Below are 15,508 nucleotides of genomic sequence, written 5' to 3' on the forward strand. Positions count from 1 at the left end.
TCTATTAGTTTCTTATTCAACGATTGCTAAAATATCAGTTTCACGAATGATGTGAACGGTCTGGTCACCGTCTTTGACTTCCAAGCCTGCATGAGCGTCAATCAACACTGTGTCACCAACTGCCACAGCAGGTGCTACCAGGTCTCCGTTCAAGGTACGAATTCCTTGTCCAATCGCTAGGACACTTGCTTCCTTGGTTTTTTCTTGACTTGCTCCAGCTAAGACAAAGCCACCAACTGTTTGTTCTTTTTCTTCAATTTTTACGACGATACGATCGCCCAATGGTTTTAACATTCTACTACCTCCTGGTATTTTTAGCACTCTATACACATGAGTGCTAATTCACATTTCCTATTGTATCACTTGGTCAAAAATAGTCAAGAAAATTCTATCTCTTTTTCGTGAAAATCCTCCTTAAGTATGAGACAGAATTTACCTATTCATTATTGTTAAACTATGCTATACTATTTTTAACAAGTTAGGGAGTATTCATGAAATTTTTTAGAGATTTAAAAACAGACTACCTTGAAAGCCGATTTTCAGCCTACGAAAGTTTTGCAGAATGGTTTTAAAACGTAAATTAGGCTTTGGTGGGAAAATGATATTCGCCTGTCTACTCTGGCTAGTCTGGATATTTTTCTTTCGCCACCCTCACTACATCATCTTTTTCTTCTACAGAGTTATCCTACTTTCTCTAATTATCATGCTGATAGAATGGTGGAGTGATAGGAAATAGAACACAAAAAACACCAACTTTCATTGGTGTCTTTAAGGAGATATGAAAAATATTTAGGATTGACCAAAGTATAACCTATTTTTCAATACGCTCCATCGGTCTTGGGACGGATATTACATCAAAACGGCAATTCTTCTTCTTCCAAAATCACATCCGCCAAATCATCATTCGCATTATTTTCACGCATAGCACGTTGAGCACGACTTTCAAGCAATTGGAATGATTGACCTAGAATCTCTGTCACATAGTGGTTGCTACCGTCTTTTTCGTATTTTCGCGTTCGCAACTCACCGTCAATAGAAATCAGACTGCCCTTGCTGCCATAAGAAACAAGTGTTTCCGCCAGTTTGCCCCAGAAAATAATATTAAGAAAATCTGCTTCACGCTCACCATTTTCTGTCTTAAATCGGCGATTGACTGCGACAGTTACACGAGTCAGATTTTTGCCATTTGGCGTTTGAGTCAGTTCTGGTTGGGCCGTCAAGCGACCGATTAAAATAACTTTATTATACATTTTATATCCTCCTACTTATTTATTCGTAGGAAAGATGATAAAATGATGAAATAATAAAAATAAATGGGGAGTTTTTCAATGATGAGAAAGAGGGTATCACACCGTCTGCTGTTAACAATTACGATCGCTATCGCAGCCATGTACTGTTATCACCAGATTCAAATTCAACTGGAACAACCACTTCGGCAACCACTAGGACAAACAGTTACTATTAAAAATAAGAAAATGAATGTGTTAGTTGAGGGCAAAGGTAACAAAACACTTGTATTTTTAGCAGGTGGAGGAACTACCTCTCCTATACTCGACTTTCAAGCCTTGACCTCTCGACTAAAAGATGATTTTAGAATTATTGTCGTTGAAAAATTTGGTTACGGATTTAGCGACGATATTGATGAGAAACGAGAAATACAAACCATCGTAGCAGACACTCGCTCAGCCTTAAAACAGCTAGGCATTCAAGGAGAGTTAATCCTCTGCCCCCATTCATTATCCAGTCTCGAGGCACTCTATTGGTCCAATCACTATCCTGACGAAGTGGAGGCTATTGTTGGCTTAGACATGGCATTCCCCGCCTCCTACCAAACAATGGATATAAATCCTTCCCTATTTCATGCTCTCTCGTTTGCATCTCATTTTGGAATAACACGTTTCTTTCCCAGTTTGGCCAATCAACCAGCCCTTAACCAACCCTTTCTATCCAATCAAGAAAAGGCTACCTATCAAGCCCTACTGCACCATCACCCAATCTCAACCAATATGCTAAACGAATTAGAAGAACTTAAAGAAAATGCTGATACAATCAACAATCTGCCAACTCCCAGTATCCCAATGCTCTTGTTCGTTTCAAATGGTGATGGAACAGGGTTTACACAGGCAGAATGGTTGGGCTACGCTCATCAATTCTGTAAGAAGGCAAATAATATCAAAATCATACAATTAGATTGCCCTCACTATGTCCATGATTACCTCCCCCAACAAATAGCAGAACAGATAACAGAATTTGCACGATAACACAATTATTTACAACAAATTATTCAAAGTTAAAAATCGAACGGTTGCTATTCCCGTTCGATTTCTTCTTATCCCTTCCAGTGTTTTGCTGGTTCAAATGCTGCTCCGACTTCTGCGGAGTCGTCCAATTCGATAATACCACGGACTTGTGGTGCGTTTGGCAGAGCCAATTCACGCGGACTGCACATCATACCAAAGCTATCTTCACCACGCAATTTTCCCGGGAAGATTAGGCTACCGCTCGGCATCATTGCCCCCGGAAGAGCCACAATGGTTTTCAATCCTTGGGCAGCATTTGGGGCACCAGCTACGATTTGCACTGTTTTATCACCAACATTGACCTGACAGATATTGAGGTGGTCGCTGTCTGGATGAGGAACCAATTCCGCAATCTGACCGACTACGAACTTTGGAGCATTGTCGTTGACCAAGCTTTCAGTAAAGCCTTCTTTTGCTAATACTGCATTCAAGGTCGCAACTTGCTCGTCTGTCAGGAAAACTTGACCATTTCCAGCAATCTCAACCAAACTTGATGCTTCAAAAATATTCCAGGCTACTGTTTTTCCTGTGTCCTCTAGGAAAACACGCGCCACTTGACCCTTGCGTTCAAACTGGACAGCCTGCCCCTTGTCCTCAGCAACAATCACCATCAGAACATCGCCAACGTGTTCCTTATTATATGTAAAAATCATTTCTCTTTCATTTCTCCTTTATGCAAATAGACCGGTCAAGCCTTTCCAAAGATTTTCAAAAAAGGCACCGATTTTTTCTAAAATCCCTGAATCTTGTAGATTCTTATAGGCTTCTGAAATTTGTTGCTCCGCCTGTTGCTTGAACTGGTTGAGCTGAGCGGCAACCTCAGCCGAATCAATGGCAGAAGTTTCCTGATAGGCTTTGGCAAAGGTAACTAATTTTGAAATTTCATCTGCTGTGATGACATTTTCCAAACCGTTATTGGCCAAGACATCGTTAATAATAGTATTAATGTCTGATTCGGAAGCTACCTGACCATTGGACTTTTTGTAGTCGGCAAGAGCTGTCTTGATTTCTGCTACCGCCTTATCCAAGGCTGAACTATCAAAATTGGAGTCACCTGTATGAGCCGTCGCCACTTCATTGACTGTCTCTAGCTCCTGTTGAGCCACTTCAGTTCGAGCGGTATCAACTGTTTCACCATTGACTGCAAGAGCCTTGTAAACACCTGTCAGAGCGGACTCCCCCGTCACCTGAATGGGTGCCGCTACATCAATCAAGACGTCCGTCGCACCAGCTGTAATAGCCGCATTGGCATACTGTGTTTCGGTAATCAAGGTGATGTTCTGTGGCGTCTTAATATCCACCACAACCCCTTTGCCAGCGTCCTGCTTTTGCACCAAGACAGATGAATAGAGGGAGGCTGTGTCCGCTCCAGTTGTACCTAAATATTGGTCCATATCCGTGCCAACAACCACCTGACGGCTAACATTATTAACATCCGAAATACCAAATAGATTGTTGACCTCTGTCGCCTGCGCATCTGACAAACCTCCACCGTAGACTAGTGTTGGCTTGCCCCATTTTTCATTGATAACATCTGTTTGAATCTCAGCCTGCACCAAGGGAGCAAGACTCAAACTCAACCCCAGCACCACAGGTGCTAGAAGGATTTTTCCTAGTGATTTCTTCATGTTCTTTCCTTTCTTTTGGGAAATGGCAGAGCTTCTCTGCTAATCTATCTACCCAATCCAGATAAGAAGTTCATGATTTCTTCCTTGGTCTTGCGATTCTTATCGACAAAACGACCGATTTCCTTACCATTTTCCAAAACAACCAGACTTGGAATGCCTAAAATAGCCCATTCCTGCGCCAAAGGCATAAAGTCATCTCGGTCTAGTTGCACAAAACGGAAATCTGGAAAAGCCTCTTCGATAGCTGGCAAATGCGGTTTGATATAGTGGCAATCTCCACACCAAGTCGTCACAAATAGAAAAACAGTCGGCTTGCCATCTTCAATCAAGGCAGCTACTTCTTCAAGATTTGTTGGAAAAATCATCTTTCTTCCTCCCTGTATTGAATAGAACCTTGGGCATTTTCAAATAGAAACACCTGTCCTGCCTCCATCACAACTCCTCCAACGAGAGAGTCTTGCGTTGAGGCTGTTTCATCCACATAGACCGTCGCAATTTCTCCTACATTAGCGAAAAAGTCACGCACCTCCTGCAAGGCCTGTGCTTTTTTACGGTCTTCCTGAACCTTACGGTAAAATTGAGCACTAGCGGTGAGCACACCTGCCCCCAATAAGCCTGCTAGCAAGGCTGTTCTTTTCTTTTTCATGTTGACTATTTTATCATATTTCCTCGGAATTTTCCCAAAAATGCCATTGAACTTGTGACAGCTGAGACAAACTCTCCACAAACATATGAAAAAGATTCAGTTTTCAGAAAGCATGATTTCATCATGTGTTTATTGTATATTTTTCCATATTTTCAAGACAAGTCTATCTCTTCGTGATAAAATAGTAGTAATTATGTCATGGAGGAAGAAGAATGACTCTTTTTGAAAAAATTAAAGAAGTTACAGAATTACAAAGCTTACCAGGCTTTGAAGGACAGGTTCGCAACCATATCCGCCAGAAAATCACACCGCATGTAGACCGCATCGAAACAGATGGACTAGGTGGAATTTTTGGCATCAAGGATACAACTGTTGAAAATGCTCCTCGCATCTTAGTGGCTGCACATATGGATGAAGTCGGCTTTATGGTTAGCCAGATCAAACCAGACGGTACTTTTCGTGTTGTCGAGCTAGGTGGTTGGAACCCTTTGGTCGTATCGAGTCAAGCCTTTACGCTTCAACTACAGGACGGTCGGACCATTCCTGCCATTTCAGGTTCCATCCCTCCACATCTAACACGCGGGGGCAACGCTCCAGGCGTACCTGCCATAGCTGATATTATTTTCGATGCTGGTTTTGCCAATTATGACGAAGCTTGGGCGTTCGGCGTTCGTCCGGGGGATGTCCTCATTCCCAAAAATGAAACCATTCTAACAGCCAACGGAAAAAATGTCATTTCTAAGGCTTGGGACAACCGCTTCGGTGTCCTTATGGTGACCGAACTACTAGAAAGCCTATCCGGTCAAGCTTTGCCAAATCAGTTGATCGCTGGGGCCAATGTGCAAGAAGAGGTTGGTCTTCGTGGTGCTCATGCCTCTACAACCAAGTTCAATCCAGACATTTTCCTTGCTGTTGATTGCTCACCAGCTGGCGACATCTATGGTGACCAAGGAAAAATCGGGGATGGTACTCTGCTTCGTTTCTACGATCCTGGACATATCATGTTAAAAAACATGAAAGACTTCCTCCTCACAACTGCCGAAGAAGCAGGTGTCAAATTCCAATACTACTGTGGTAAAGGTGGAACAGATGCCGGTGCAGCCCACTTGAAAAACCATGGTGTTCCATCAACGACAATCGGTGTCTGCGCTCGCTACATCCATTCACATCAAACTCTCTACAGCATGGATGACTTCCTAGAGGCCCAAACCTTCTTGCAAGCTATCGTTAAAAAGCTAGATCGCTCAACGGTTGATTTGATTAAAAATTATTAAAAACAAAAGACTTTGCTAGGTAGAATGCCCGGCAAAGCCTTTTTTCTATATAAACTCTTCTAATATGTACTTCCTCACATAAGTAATAAAATACAGCGAGCCTGTAATCAGGTAAAGTTTTTTGGGATTGTTCAAGTCCACCTGCTCCAACCACTCTTGATAGGTCTGAACTCGTTCATAACCTGACGGATAATCATCCAGCTGTACCGCACGGAAATCATCAAAGGTTGTCACACTAACAGGTCCAAATTGACTAAGCTGCGATAACATCTGATCCACAGGCTTGGTATTGATGGCTGCAAAGAGGATTTCGATGTCTCTGTCCGCATATTTTTCCTCTAGGAGCTGGGTCAGGACGGCGATACTTTCATTATTGTGGGCTCCGTCAATCATGAGCCATGGTTGCATCAATTCTAAGCGGCCCGGCCAGATGGCTTGGGACAAGCCCTGGCTGATGGTTTCATTGATAATCTTTGGAAAATGTGAGCTAAGAAGCTGAGCTGTGGTCACTGCCAAGGCTGCATTGACCTCTTGGTGACGCCCCTGCATCTGTAGCCTCAAATCCTCAACACGGCCGAAGGGGCTTGAAACCGCAAAGCCTGCTCTGCTATTTTCCAAAAGAATCTCCCGCCCCACCGCATAGGTCGGACTCTGAAGCTGACTGGCGTGATCCTCAAATACCGCCTCCACTTCTGGCTGGTCGGTCGTATAGAGGAGGGGGACCCGCTCACGCAAGACAGCAACCTTGTGACGGGCTATAGCAGCATGAGTCTCCCCTAAAAAGGATTGATGGTCTAGACCAATAGAGGGGCACACTACCGCCAATGGACTTAAGACATTCGTGGCATCCAGTAAACCACCCATGCCTGCTTCCACCAAAAGAATATCGGGATGCTGGTAGTGAGCAAAATAGACAAACATAGCCACTACAACAATCTCAAACTCTGAGATGGCGTCTAGTTCTGCTGTCTGGTCCAAGTTATCAATCAAGGGTTGCAAGTCTGTCACAATCCTCGCAAAATCTTCCTCTGAAATCATATCCTGCTCAAAGACAATCTGTTCTCGAAAATCAATGATAGACGGCGATGTAAACCGGCCAACGGTATACCCAGAAGCTTGCATGATAAACTGCAGGGCATTAAGGGTCGATCCCTTACCATTTGTTCCCACAAAGTGAACCGTTGGTACACGATGCTGGGGTTTGTCCAAGCGCTCCAAGAGCCAGTTGACACGTGCAACACCATTTTCTAAATCTGATGCAGGACGATTCGATAGCCACCGGCGAGTTTCTAGGTAATTCATCATTTCACCTCTACAAAAGAGCAACAGGGGGATGACCTGTTGCTGGATACTATATTATTTAATACCCATTAGTTTTGCGAACTCAGGTATTTTTTGTAAATTTGGTAAGACAAGCATGGTTACGACGATGCGTAATGGAATTTCAAAAACTGCCTTAATCAAGCGACTACTGTATAAAGCAATCCAAGGTGTTCCAAAATGGAAATGGAGGGCAATCGGTGTCATGATAAAGGAAATCACAACCTGAATCAAAACAACAACCCCAGCAACATAGAACCAGTCAGCTTTATTTTTAATATCTAGTGGTTTTTGATAAAAGAACCAGCCATAGATAAAAGCCGATACCGCTTCTATTAATATCCAAGTAAAGAGAACAGTTTGTCCGCTAAACAAGACAAAGACTGGGTCTGAAAAAGCTGCAAAGACAGCTGCCCAAACTGGACCCGCAATAGCTCCCAAAATCGTGTTTGGAATAAAGGTAAACTGAACCTGCAAAGTGTCCGAAAGACGGATTGAGAAATAATTCTCTACAATCATGACCAGGGCAAGGGTCACTGCAATGGCAGTCAATAACTGCACAGTCAGTTTTGGAATTTTCTTTTCCATAAAAACGCTCCTTTTAAGAAATGGAGCTGTCGTATTCATTCGACAGCGGATGCAATGGTTTACCGCGCTGACGCTTCGTTATGTGGCAACATCCCATCCACATACACTTAACGCAAACCACCTACTCTGTGCAAATTTCTTTGCTAGTCTATTTTATCATATCAAGGTCAGTTTGACCAATTGCCAAAATCTATTACTCCTAACAGTTACTGACTATAAGAAAAACTGGCAGGGTTACTGCCAATTTCCTTCTATTATTTCAAGCGTTCAACTTCACGCGCAATAACCAATTCTTCATCCGTTGGAATAACCAAGACACGAACTTTTGATTCTAGCGTTGAAATGTCACCATAGTTGCCAAATACATTTTTTGCTGGGTCCAACTCAATACCAAACCAAGACAACCCTGCAATGACATCATTCCGCATTGCAGCAGCATTCTCACCCATTCCTGCTGTAAAGATGATGGCGTCAGCACCATTTAAAACCGCAAGATACTGACCGATAAATTTCTTAATACGGTCAATGAAAATATTGTAGGCCAATACTGCATCTGGATTGTGAGATTGGATGCCTGCTTCAATATCGCGCATATCACTTGAAAGGCCAGATACACCAAACAAGCCTGACTGTTTATTCAACATGTTAACAACGTCTGCAGCATCTTTCAACTCTTCAACATTCGCAATCAAATAAGGAATGATGGCAGGATCAATATCCCCTGAACGAGTTCCCATCATCGGACCAGCCAGAGGTGTGAAGCCCATTGACGTATCCACAGATTCACCATGATAGTTAGCAGTGATGGATACACCGTTTCCGATGTGAGCCGTAATCAATTTTAATTCCTCAATCGGACGACCCAAAACTTTTGCTGCCTCATGCGCTACATAGAAATGGCTTGTTCCATGAGCACCATACTTACGAACTTTATAGTCTGTATAATATTTTTGTGGAATCGGATAGAGATAAGCGTGTTTTGGCATTGTTGTATGGAAAGCAGTGTCAAAAACAGCTACATTCAATACTTCTGGCAATACTTCTTCAAAAGCGCGCATCGCCGCCACGTGTGCTGGGTTATGAAGCGGTGCCAAAGCACTTAGTTCTTCAATTTGCTCAACCTCTTTTGGTCCAATGACAGCTGATTCTTTGAAAATCTCTCCACCTGCAACAACACGGTGTCCGATACCAGTAATTTCCTCGTAAGCAGCAATAATATTGTGTTTGAGCAAATCTTCTAAAAGAATTTTAACTGCAACTGTATGATTAGGAATATCTAATACTTCGGTTTCTTTCTTCCCATCATATTTAACTGTAGAAATAGAATCATCTAAGCCGATACGCTCGATAATACCCGCTGCTAAAACTGTTTCTTCTGGCATTTGATAAAGTTGCCATTTTAAACTAGAACTACCTGCATTAATTGCAATTGTTTTTGACATATCTTACCTCTTTTAAAGCGTTTTCCCCACTAGTATAACAGATTTTCACTTAAATTGCATTCTCTTGCTTCCAATTTTTGAAATTGACCATGAACTTCTGAATCGCTTCTGGTTCTTGCAGGCTTTGCAAAGGATAAACGAAAGGAGTTAAAGGTCTGGCAGCTTTCTTTTGTAACACAAAAATGGACTTGGCCATGGCAGCCTTCCCAAAAAGATTTGGTGGCAGGGCAATCATGGCAACAACATTGGCTTGTTCTTGTAACCAGCCTTTTAATAAATTGCTTTGCGGACTCGTTAATAAATCATTTGGAGCCAGTAAAATCGCAAATCCATCTTTTTCTAGATATTTGAGGGACTGTTCCATGAGCAAATGATGGGCGTAGGTATGTTCATTTGGACTGGCTACCTGATAACGGCTAGCAATCTGGTCATCTGGATAGTAGCCGATAGGCAAATCTCCCAAAATCACTTGGCTTTCTTTCAAAATCTGCGGACGTACCGCATCTCCCTGAGCAAATGAAATAGCTGCTCCCATGACATCCGCGATACTAGCTGATAAATCAATCAAGAGGTCATCTATTTCAATCCCTAAATAGTCTAATTCCTTTTGGCTAGCGTTGAGAATGGTCTGAGCTAAGTTTCCTGTACCAGAACCAATTTCCAAAACCGTCACTCTTGGAGTAGAGACCAACTGGTCCACAAGGAAAGATAAGATAAATCCGATAGAATCAGGTGTGAACTGATGGTTGTACTGCATCGGTTCTGTCTGGTTAGCTTTAATGAGCAAGAATTGGTAAGCACGACGCCATTCTTCCTTTGTCAAGGCTAATTCTCTCAAGACTTTATTGTTGTTGAGAACAAGTTCAGTTTCATGTTGATCAGCTACATAGGCAGCATTTTGCTCAATCATAGCATCATAAATATTGGTCCCAAGTTGATTTTGAATCGTCTGTACATTTTCTAAAAGTAGGTTGTAGGCCTGTTCAATTTTTTCATATTTCATATTCTTATCTTATCAAATTTTAAGGAATTTGACTAGAAATTGGGAAGTGGTAAGTGAATTGCTTACCTCCATTTAGTGTTACGACAACAGTCAATTGATTATTTTTAATGCGATAGTCTGATTGACCCTTGTGAAATGAAATCTGCCCTTTCTTTACGACCGATTTTTTGGATGATTTTTGGGTCGGTGACGCCTTAGTGGCCTCCTCCGCATCAGCTTGTTTCTCACCTAGGTTTGGGGAATCTGTCTTAGAACTCCCTTCCTCGAGACGAGTTTGTTGGGCTATTTCTTGATCCTGACTAACTTTCTTTAATTGGATTTCCTGCTGGTACTCTGTCTTGACTTGCTCGGATACCATTTGAGCCATCATATAAGCAGTAGCTTCTTGCTTGGTTACTTGTACCAGTTGACTTTCAACGAATTGCCTCTTGAGATAGAACTGGAGAATCAGGCTAAAGACAGCGAGCATTAAGAGTGCATAGAGCAGAACACCTGCCTTAATTCGTTTTTTCAAAAACATACCTAAAACTCCTTTCCTCCCCACTTTCAAATGTTACATCCAGCTGTATAACCTCGCCTTGTTGGACGTAAGTAGCTGAATAAACTTTGTACAACATGGGCTGATAGCCCTGACCATTTGCATTTGTCTTGCGAAAATCATCTGCCATAGACTTGCCAAATGCCAATGATTTTTCCCCTTTGGTTAGGTACAACTTTCCAGAATCAACCCGATCAAGACTTGCTCCTTCCCATTCAGCCCGCAATTGATCACAAAATAGTAACCACTGTTTTTCCACATGACGCTCTTGATAGCGAACCTCATGCGCTATTAATTTTGATAAACCTTCAATCACTAGCAAGCTGCCAGAAATAATAAGTAAAGCAATTAAACATTCCAAGAGGGTGAACGCGGCTAACTTAGTTTTTCTCAATCCGGATAACCTCCTTACCTTCATGGTAAACGGTCAGTTCACGAGATGTTCGTTGTACTGAAACTTCAACCCCGTTTAGCTCTAATTGGGATTCTCCTGTCTGAACTGCCATCTTTGCAACATTATAAACTTCTTGTTGGTACAAACTGTTTACTAGTTGCTTTCGTCCGGTATCTATAGCTGTCAAAATCAAGCTACAAATCGTTACCAAGGTAGCTAGGGCAACTAAACTTTCTAACAAGACATAGGCTCTACTCTTCAATTTTCTTATATCGACCACTCCCTATATATAGTTGATACTTGATTGTTTCATGACTCATCTTAAAACTGATTTTTTCCAAGGAAGAATTACCTCCATCATCCTGAAACACAATTGTTTTTTCTTCTACTATGGATACATTAGGTGGCAATGAAATGATTCGATAGCCATTTGATACTTCTTCTCCAGCTATACGAAGCACTACCTTTTCTTGAGTTCTAGCAGCCAATTCTTGACTGTCTTTATACAAGGACTCAAATTCCAAAAGAAACACCTGCTCTTGCACTACCTGAAAAGCAGTATGCACCGACCCCGATAATAACAAAGCTAGAAAACAGACAACACTTAGTGTTAGTAAGCTCTCTAGAAGAGTAAAGGCCTTATTTTTTAGGTACATTATTATATTTTTCTAGTTGATCTTCAGTTATCATTTCCAAATTTTCTAATTCTTCTGCTGTTGGACGAACACCATGCTCCAATTCGTAAATGTCCATTTGACTTTCAACAACTTTTACAACCGCCGCATTGCCGTCTTCTTGTATTTTTTGCTTTTGCTTACTGAGATTTGGCACAAATAACAGCAAGAGAATACTAATAATTCCAAGCACCACTAACATTTCGATCAAAGTGAATCCTTTGACTTTCTTTTTCAACATTTTTTTCATTTTATAACTCCATATTCTGATAAATTGGCAGCAACATGGCTGCATAGATGAGAACGACCATTAAGGCCACAAAGAGAAAAACCAATGGTTGAATCAACTGCATGGCCCTATTAACGCGAGTAAAAAAATCCTCCCAACACTCTGTTGCATACACAGATAACTCACTTCCTAATTTTGATTTGACTTGCCCATACTCAATCATTAGACTCAGCTCCCGTTTGAAAAAGCCATACGTTTGGATATGAGCATGGAAACTATGCCCATCAGAAAGCGAACGCTCTAAATCTTCACCAATCTCACGAAAAAGCTGTGATTTTTGTTCCTGCATCAAGCCCACAATCTGAGGCATATCAAGTCCCTGACCAATCAAGCTTCCCCATTCCCTCGCGTAATAGGCGGTCAAATAGGTTTGGATGAGTTTTCCGAAAAATGGCAGAGCTACTAAGCGAGAAAAAGCCTTGATTTTATTTGTTCTGCGATACCAAATAAGCCCACCTAAGACAGCAAGAAAGAAAAGGCCACAAAAGGATAAAAAGATTGTTGGCAAGTGTTGAATCAATATAGTCGCAACATTTCCTTCTTCCAACTGGGGCAACAAATAGTTTTTTAGTCCCAACATTATCAATAATAAAAAGGCAAGCAAGATGATTGGATAGGTTGCTACTTCTATCAATTTTTTACGCACCTTGCTAACATTTTCAAGATAAGATTGAATATGACTTAGACTCAGACTGGTATTGCCATGAACCTCCGCCAAGGCCACCTGGGTGACAACCGCATCCGAAAAGCGTAAATCTCCCAAAAGACTTGAAAATGGCTTTCCTGCAAGAAGACCATCGGACAAAACTTGCGTGTATTGATCAGCCAAGAGTTGACTCCGTTTGAGAAAATCGACAATTTCCCCCAAGTGAAATCCACTAGCAAAAAGATTGTTAAAGAGCTCAATCACCTTACGCTGTCGAACCAAGGACAATTTTTTCTGTTTCTGCCTGCCGAGGACTGATATGTCCTGCTGCAAGAAGGCAATCAATTTGCTCGTTCCACTTGTCCGAGGAATGGTTTTGGTAGTTTCCTTTTGCAAAATCAACAACACCTCCTCCCCCTATTAATCGTTGATAGGCAATTCCTTGAAGAGCATTATTTAATTCTTCAGGACTTACACCCAGTTCTAACATGCGGGCATAGACACCAGCAACACTTCTAGCATGAACCGTTGAGAAGACCGTTGCCCCTGTCAAACTAGCTCGTATTACTGCTCGCGCAGTTTCTGCATCTCGAATTTCTCCAATAATCAGTAAATCTGGTCGATGACGAAGTGATAGTTTGATGAGATTATCATAGGTAGCACCAATTGCCTCGTTAAGCTGGAGTTGGAGCATATCTTCCTGTTTGATTTCCACTGGATCTTCAATAGTTAGAATTTGCTTATCTGGAAATTTCAATCTCGCCAGCTGGTACATGAGTGTGGTCTTGCCTGAACCGACCGGCCCCGAAAAAAGATAGAGCCCTCGTCCCTTGATTTCTTGAGCAATTCTCTCCAATGCTCCAAACCAAAAATTAAGTTGTTGATCTTGATCATAGAGCAGACGAATGACCAAACTTTCTTTACCACGATAATCACCAACCGTTGATAACCGAAGTGAAATCTCCCCTGAGCCATAATTGTAGTCACAAGAGCCTTGCTGGCTACGCCGTTTTTCACCGACATTCAAACCCGCTAAAAACTTGAAATGACTAATAATGGCCATCACCTCATCTTCGGTCAATTCTTGAATATATTCCCGTTCATCCATTACTCGATGATAGACTTGGTAGTTTTCTCCTCTTGGAATCAAATAAATATCACTGACCCTTTCGGCAACTGCCTCTTCAATCATTTTTCTTGCTTTTTCTTGAATCATATAACCTCCCTACTCCATCTATTCGTAAAACATATTGATTTGTGGCATATTTATGTTAGAATAGTAAAAAAGTTGTGGAGGTTTCCCATGAAAAGATTAAAAAAAGGCGACCACATACGCGTAGTCAGCCCGTCTTCATCTATCGAAAGAGTTGGTGGCTTTGAGGCTAATGTAGCAGCTAAGAAAAAGTTAGAAGCACTTGGGTTCAGACTCTCTTTTTCAGAACATTATTTTGAAAATGATATCTTTGACTCAGCTCCGATTGCTAGTCGAGTTGCGGACTTGGAGGCGGCTTTTGCGGATGAGTCGGTCGATGCCATTCTGACAACCATCGGCGGTTTCAACTGCAATGAACTCTTGCCCTATCTGGATTTTGATTTGATTGCACAAAATCCGAAAATTTTCTGCGGTTATTCGGATACGACCGCCCTGCTCAATGCCATCTACGCCAAGACAGGCATGCAAACTTATATAGGCCCAGCTTATTCCAGCTTTAAAATGGAGCAAGGGCAACAGTACCAAACAAGATCTTGGCTAAATGCAGTCACTCAGGATACCTATCAATTAACTCCAAGTCCTGAGTGGTCTAGCGATGCTTGGTACTTACCAGACGCCCCTCGCACCTTTTACCCAACAGAATGGAAAGTCTACAATCCGGGCCAGGCCTCTGGTATTGCCATCGGCGGAAACATTTCAACCCTCAATCTGCTGACAGGAACCGAGTTTGCACCCAGACCCGATAAATATGTTCTATTTTTAGAAGAGGCAGAAGACGATGATTATCTCATTATCGCTCGTCATTTAACAGCTCTTCTACAAGCCTATCCAAATCCACAGGCTCTTGTCTTCGGTCGTTTTCCTAAGGAAACCAAGATGACCCAGGAAATTTTGTTGGCGATTTTGGACAAGCACCCTATTCTCAAAAAAGTTCCTGTTTTGTACGATTTGGACTTTGCCCATACCCAACCTCTCTTTACCATTACAATCGGTGGACAGGTAGAGCTCGACACCGAAGCCTTTTCTATCAGATTCAGCTAAAAAGGATTGCTCATTAGGGCAATCCTTTTATAAATCATAGTTCACACATTTTCCTTGTCTTAGTTTGCAAGCGCGAACTCTCGGTTGTTGCACCTGTTTAGCCGCAAGTCCAGCAGGCAAATTTTCCTTCGCTTCTATCAGCATAAGGGAGTGGAACCGTTGTAAATACTCATCACATTCTTCACACCAGTACTGATCTGATTCATCCCAAAAAGCGACCATTGTCCCATTTTTACTTTTTTTCATAGGAAAACTTTCTGAAAGTTTTACCCATTCCTTCTGAAAAGCAGATAGTGCATCCTCGTAACGTTCGTACGTCACTCTACTGACAACATCTTCTTCCCATCCATCTAAGAACCACCACGGTTCAAAATCTCCATACATCTTAATAACTTGATACATCATTTAATACTTCCTTTACCGTACACATTATATCGAAATTGTATGATAAAAAAAAACATTCTGCTTGTAGGATTCCTCACAAGCCAGACAAAAAAGAAAACACACCTCAA

21 protein-coding genes and 1 riboswitch are annotated in these 15,508 nt (G+C 41.8%); of the genes, 3 read left to right on the forward strand and 18 right to left on the reverse strand.

Going from position 1 to position 15,508, the window contains the following annotated elements; genetic code table 11:
• Positions 1 to 12 precede the first annotated feature (12 nt).
• Together groES and L6410_RS10130 are read right to left on the reverse strand one after the other, a co-directional pair.
• Positions 13 to 294 carry a co-chaperone GroES gene (groES, locus tag L6410_RS10125; RefSeq protein WP_237395446.1) on the reverse strand — a complete coding sequence of 94 codons (282 nt, stop codon included), beginning with the start codon at positions 292 to 294 and terminating at the stop codon, positions 13 to 15.
• Positions 295 to 854: 560 nt separating this feature from the next.
• Positions 855 to 1,250 (reverse strand): single-stranded DNA-binding protein, encoded by a 396-nt coding sequence (locus L6410_RS10130; RefSeq protein ID WP_172040749.1) that lies wholly within the window; start codon positions 1,248 to 1,250, stop codon positions 855 to 857.
• A gap of 78 nt (positions 1,251 to 1,328) precedes the next feature.
• Here L6410_RS10130 and L6410_RS10135 point away from each other — a divergent pair, with 78 nt between their 5' ends.
• Positions 1,329 to 2,261 (forward strand): alpha/beta fold hydrolase, encoded by a 933-nt coding sequence (locus L6410_RS10135; RefSeq protein WP_172089535.1) that lies wholly within the window; start codon positions 1,329 to 1,331, stop codon positions 2,259 to 2,261.
• A gap of 68 nt (positions 2,262 to 2,329) precedes the next feature.
• On the opposite strand, the gene ytpR is transcribed toward L6410_RS10135, so the two are convergent.
• Genes ytpR through L6410_RS10155 form a run of 4 tightly spaced genes read right to left on the reverse strand, consistent with a single transcriptional unit; the run spans position 2,330 to position 4,574 of the window.
• The gene (gene ytpR, locus L6410_RS10140) at positions 2,330 to 2,953 is read right to left on the reverse strand and encodes a YtpR family tRNA-binding protein (RefSeq protein ID WP_172040745.1); all 624 of its coding nucleotides are present in this window, start codon (positions 2,951 to 2,953) and stop codon (positions 2,330 to 2,332) included.
• A gap of 18 nt (positions 2,954 to 2,971) precedes the next feature.
• Entirely contained in the window at positions 2,972 to 3,928 is a 957-nt protein-coding gene (locus tag L6410_RS10145; RefSeq protein ID WP_237395447.1) for a DUF1002 domain-containing protein, read from the reverse strand.
• Positions 3,929 to 3,972: 44 nt separating this feature from the next.
• Positions 3,973 to 4,293, reverse strand: coding sequence for a thioredoxin family protein (locus L6410_RS10150; RefSeq protein ID WP_024375735.1), 321 nt, complete (start codon positions 4,291 to 4,293; stop codon positions 3,973 to 3,975).
• Positions 4,290 to 4,574, reverse strand: coding sequence for a DUF4651 domain-containing protein (locus L6410_RS10155; RefSeq protein WP_002936537.1), 285 nt, complete (start codon positions 4,572 to 4,574; stop codon positions 4,290 to 4,292). Before L6410_RS10155 ends, L6410_RS10150 begins: the two co-directional genes overlap by 4 nt.
• A gap of 212 nt (positions 4,575 to 4,786) precedes the next feature.
• Here L6410_RS10155 and pepA point away from each other — a divergent pair, with 212 nt between their 5' ends.
• A complete protein-coding gene (pepA, locus tag L6410_RS10160; protein WP_024393516.1) occupies positions 4,787 to 5,848 on the forward strand; it encodes a glutamyl aminopeptidase in 1,062 nt (353 codons plus the stop codon).
• A gap of 45 nt (positions 5,849 to 5,893) precedes the next feature.
• On the opposite strand, the gene L6410_RS10165 is transcribed toward pepA, so the two are convergent.
• The 11 genes from L6410_RS10165 to comGA form a co-directional block, all read right to left on the reverse strand.
• Complete coding sequence (locus L6410_RS10165; protein WP_237396779.1) at positions 5,894 to 7,150, reverse strand: bifunctional folylpolyglutamate synthase/dihydrofolate synthase; 1,257 nt, start codon at positions 7,148 to 7,150, stop codon at positions 5,894 to 5,896.
• A gap of 54 nt (positions 7,151 to 7,204) precedes the next feature.
• Positions 7,205 to 7,756: a folate family ECF transporter S component gene (locus L6410_RS10170; protein ID WP_237395448.1), complete on the reverse strand. Its 552-nt coding sequence runs from the start codon at positions 7,754 to 7,756 to the stop codon at positions 7,205 to 7,207.
• Positions 7,757 to 7,797: 41 nt separating this feature from the next.
• Positions 7,798 to 7,887: riboswitch (THF riboswitch) on the reverse strand.
• 123 nt (positions 7,888 to 8,010) lie between these two features.
• Positions 8,011 to 9,198 (reverse strand): acetate kinase, encoded by a 1,188-nt coding sequence (locus L6410_RS10175; protein WP_237395449.1) that lies wholly within the window; start codon positions 9,196 to 9,198, stop codon positions 8,011 to 8,013.
• 49 nt (positions 9,199 to 9,247) lie between these two features.
• Positions 9,248 to 10,201 carry a class I SAM-dependent methyltransferase gene (locus tag L6410_RS10180; RefSeq protein ID WP_172071572.1) on the reverse strand — a complete coding sequence of 318 codons (954 nt, stop codon included), beginning with the start codon at positions 10,199 to 10,201 and terminating at the stop codon, positions 9,248 to 9,250.
• 19 nt (positions 10,202 to 10,220) lie between these two features.
• Entirely contained in the window at positions 10,221 to 10,721 is a 501-nt protein-coding gene (gene comGG, locus L6410_RS10185) for a competence type IV pilus minor pilin ComGG (protein WP_237395452.1), read from the reverse strand.
• Complete coding sequence (comGF, locus tag L6410_RS10190) at positions 10,699 to 11,133, reverse strand: competence type IV pilus minor pilin ComGF (RefSeq protein ID WP_237395454.1); 435 nt, start codon at positions 11,131 to 11,133, stop codon at positions 10,699 to 10,701. The genes comGG and comGF overlap by 23 nt, the downstream gene beginning before the upstream one ends.
• A complete protein-coding gene (gene comGE / locus L6410_RS10195) occupies positions 11,120 to 11,413 on the reverse strand; it encodes a competence type IV pilus minor pilin ComGE (protein ID WP_237395456.1) in 294 nt (97 codons plus the stop codon). Before comGE ends, comGF begins: the two co-directional genes overlap by 14 nt.
• Positions 11,385 to 11,789 (reverse strand): competence type IV pilus minor pilin ComGD, encoded by a 405-nt coding sequence (comGD, locus tag L6410_RS10200; RefSeq protein WP_172040730.1) that lies wholly within the window; start codon positions 11,787 to 11,789, stop codon positions 11,385 to 11,387. The genes comGE and comGD overlap by 29 nt, the downstream gene beginning before the upstream one ends.
• Positions 11,773 to 12,057 carry a competence type IV pilus major pilin ComGC gene (comGC, locus tag L6410_RS10205; protein ID WP_172055438.1) on the reverse strand — a complete coding sequence of 95 codons (285 nt, stop codon included), beginning with the start codon at positions 12,055 to 12,057 and terminating at the stop codon, positions 11,773 to 11,775. Before comGC ends, comGD begins: the two co-directional genes overlap by 17 nt.
• 1 nt (position 12,058) lies before the next feature.
• Positions 12,059 to 13,087, reverse strand: a complete 1,029-nt coding sequence (gene comGB, locus L6410_RS10210) for a competence type IV pilus assembly protein ComGB (RefSeq protein WP_261311091.1) — start codon at positions 13,085 to 13,087, stop codon at positions 12,059 to 12,061.
• Positions 13,008 to 13,958 carry a competence type IV pilus ATPase ComGA gene (comGA, locus tag L6410_RS10215; RefSeq protein WP_237395458.1) on the reverse strand — a complete coding sequence of 317 codons (951 nt, stop codon included), beginning with the start codon at positions 13,956 to 13,958 and terminating at the stop codon, positions 13,008 to 13,010. Before comGA ends, comGB begins: the two co-directional genes overlap by 80 nt.
• A gap of 87 nt (positions 13,959 to 14,045) precedes the next feature.
• On the opposite strand from comGA, the gene L6410_RS10220 reads away from it, so the two are divergent.
• Positions 14,046 to 14,996 carry a S66 family peptidase gene (locus tag L6410_RS10220; protein WP_237395459.1) on the forward strand — a complete coding sequence of 317 codons (951 nt, stop codon included), beginning with the start codon at positions 14,046 to 14,048 and terminating at the stop codon, positions 14,994 to 14,996.
• A gap of 27 nt (positions 14,997 to 15,023) precedes the next feature.
• Here the strand turns inward: L6410_RS10220 and L6410_RS10225 are convergent, their stop codons facing one another.
• Positions 15,024 to 15,398, reverse strand: a complete 375-nt coding sequence (locus L6410_RS10225; protein ID WP_024392660.1) for a DUF1033 family protein — start codon at positions 15,396 to 15,398, stop codon at positions 15,024 to 15,026.
• Positions 15,399 to 15,508: the final 110 nt, after the last annotated feature.

Source organism: Streptococcus parasuis (genome assembly GCF_021654455.1).
Classification (GTDB): Bacteria; Bacillota; Bacilli; order Lactobacillales; family Streptococcaceae; genus Streptococcus; species Streptococcus parasuis.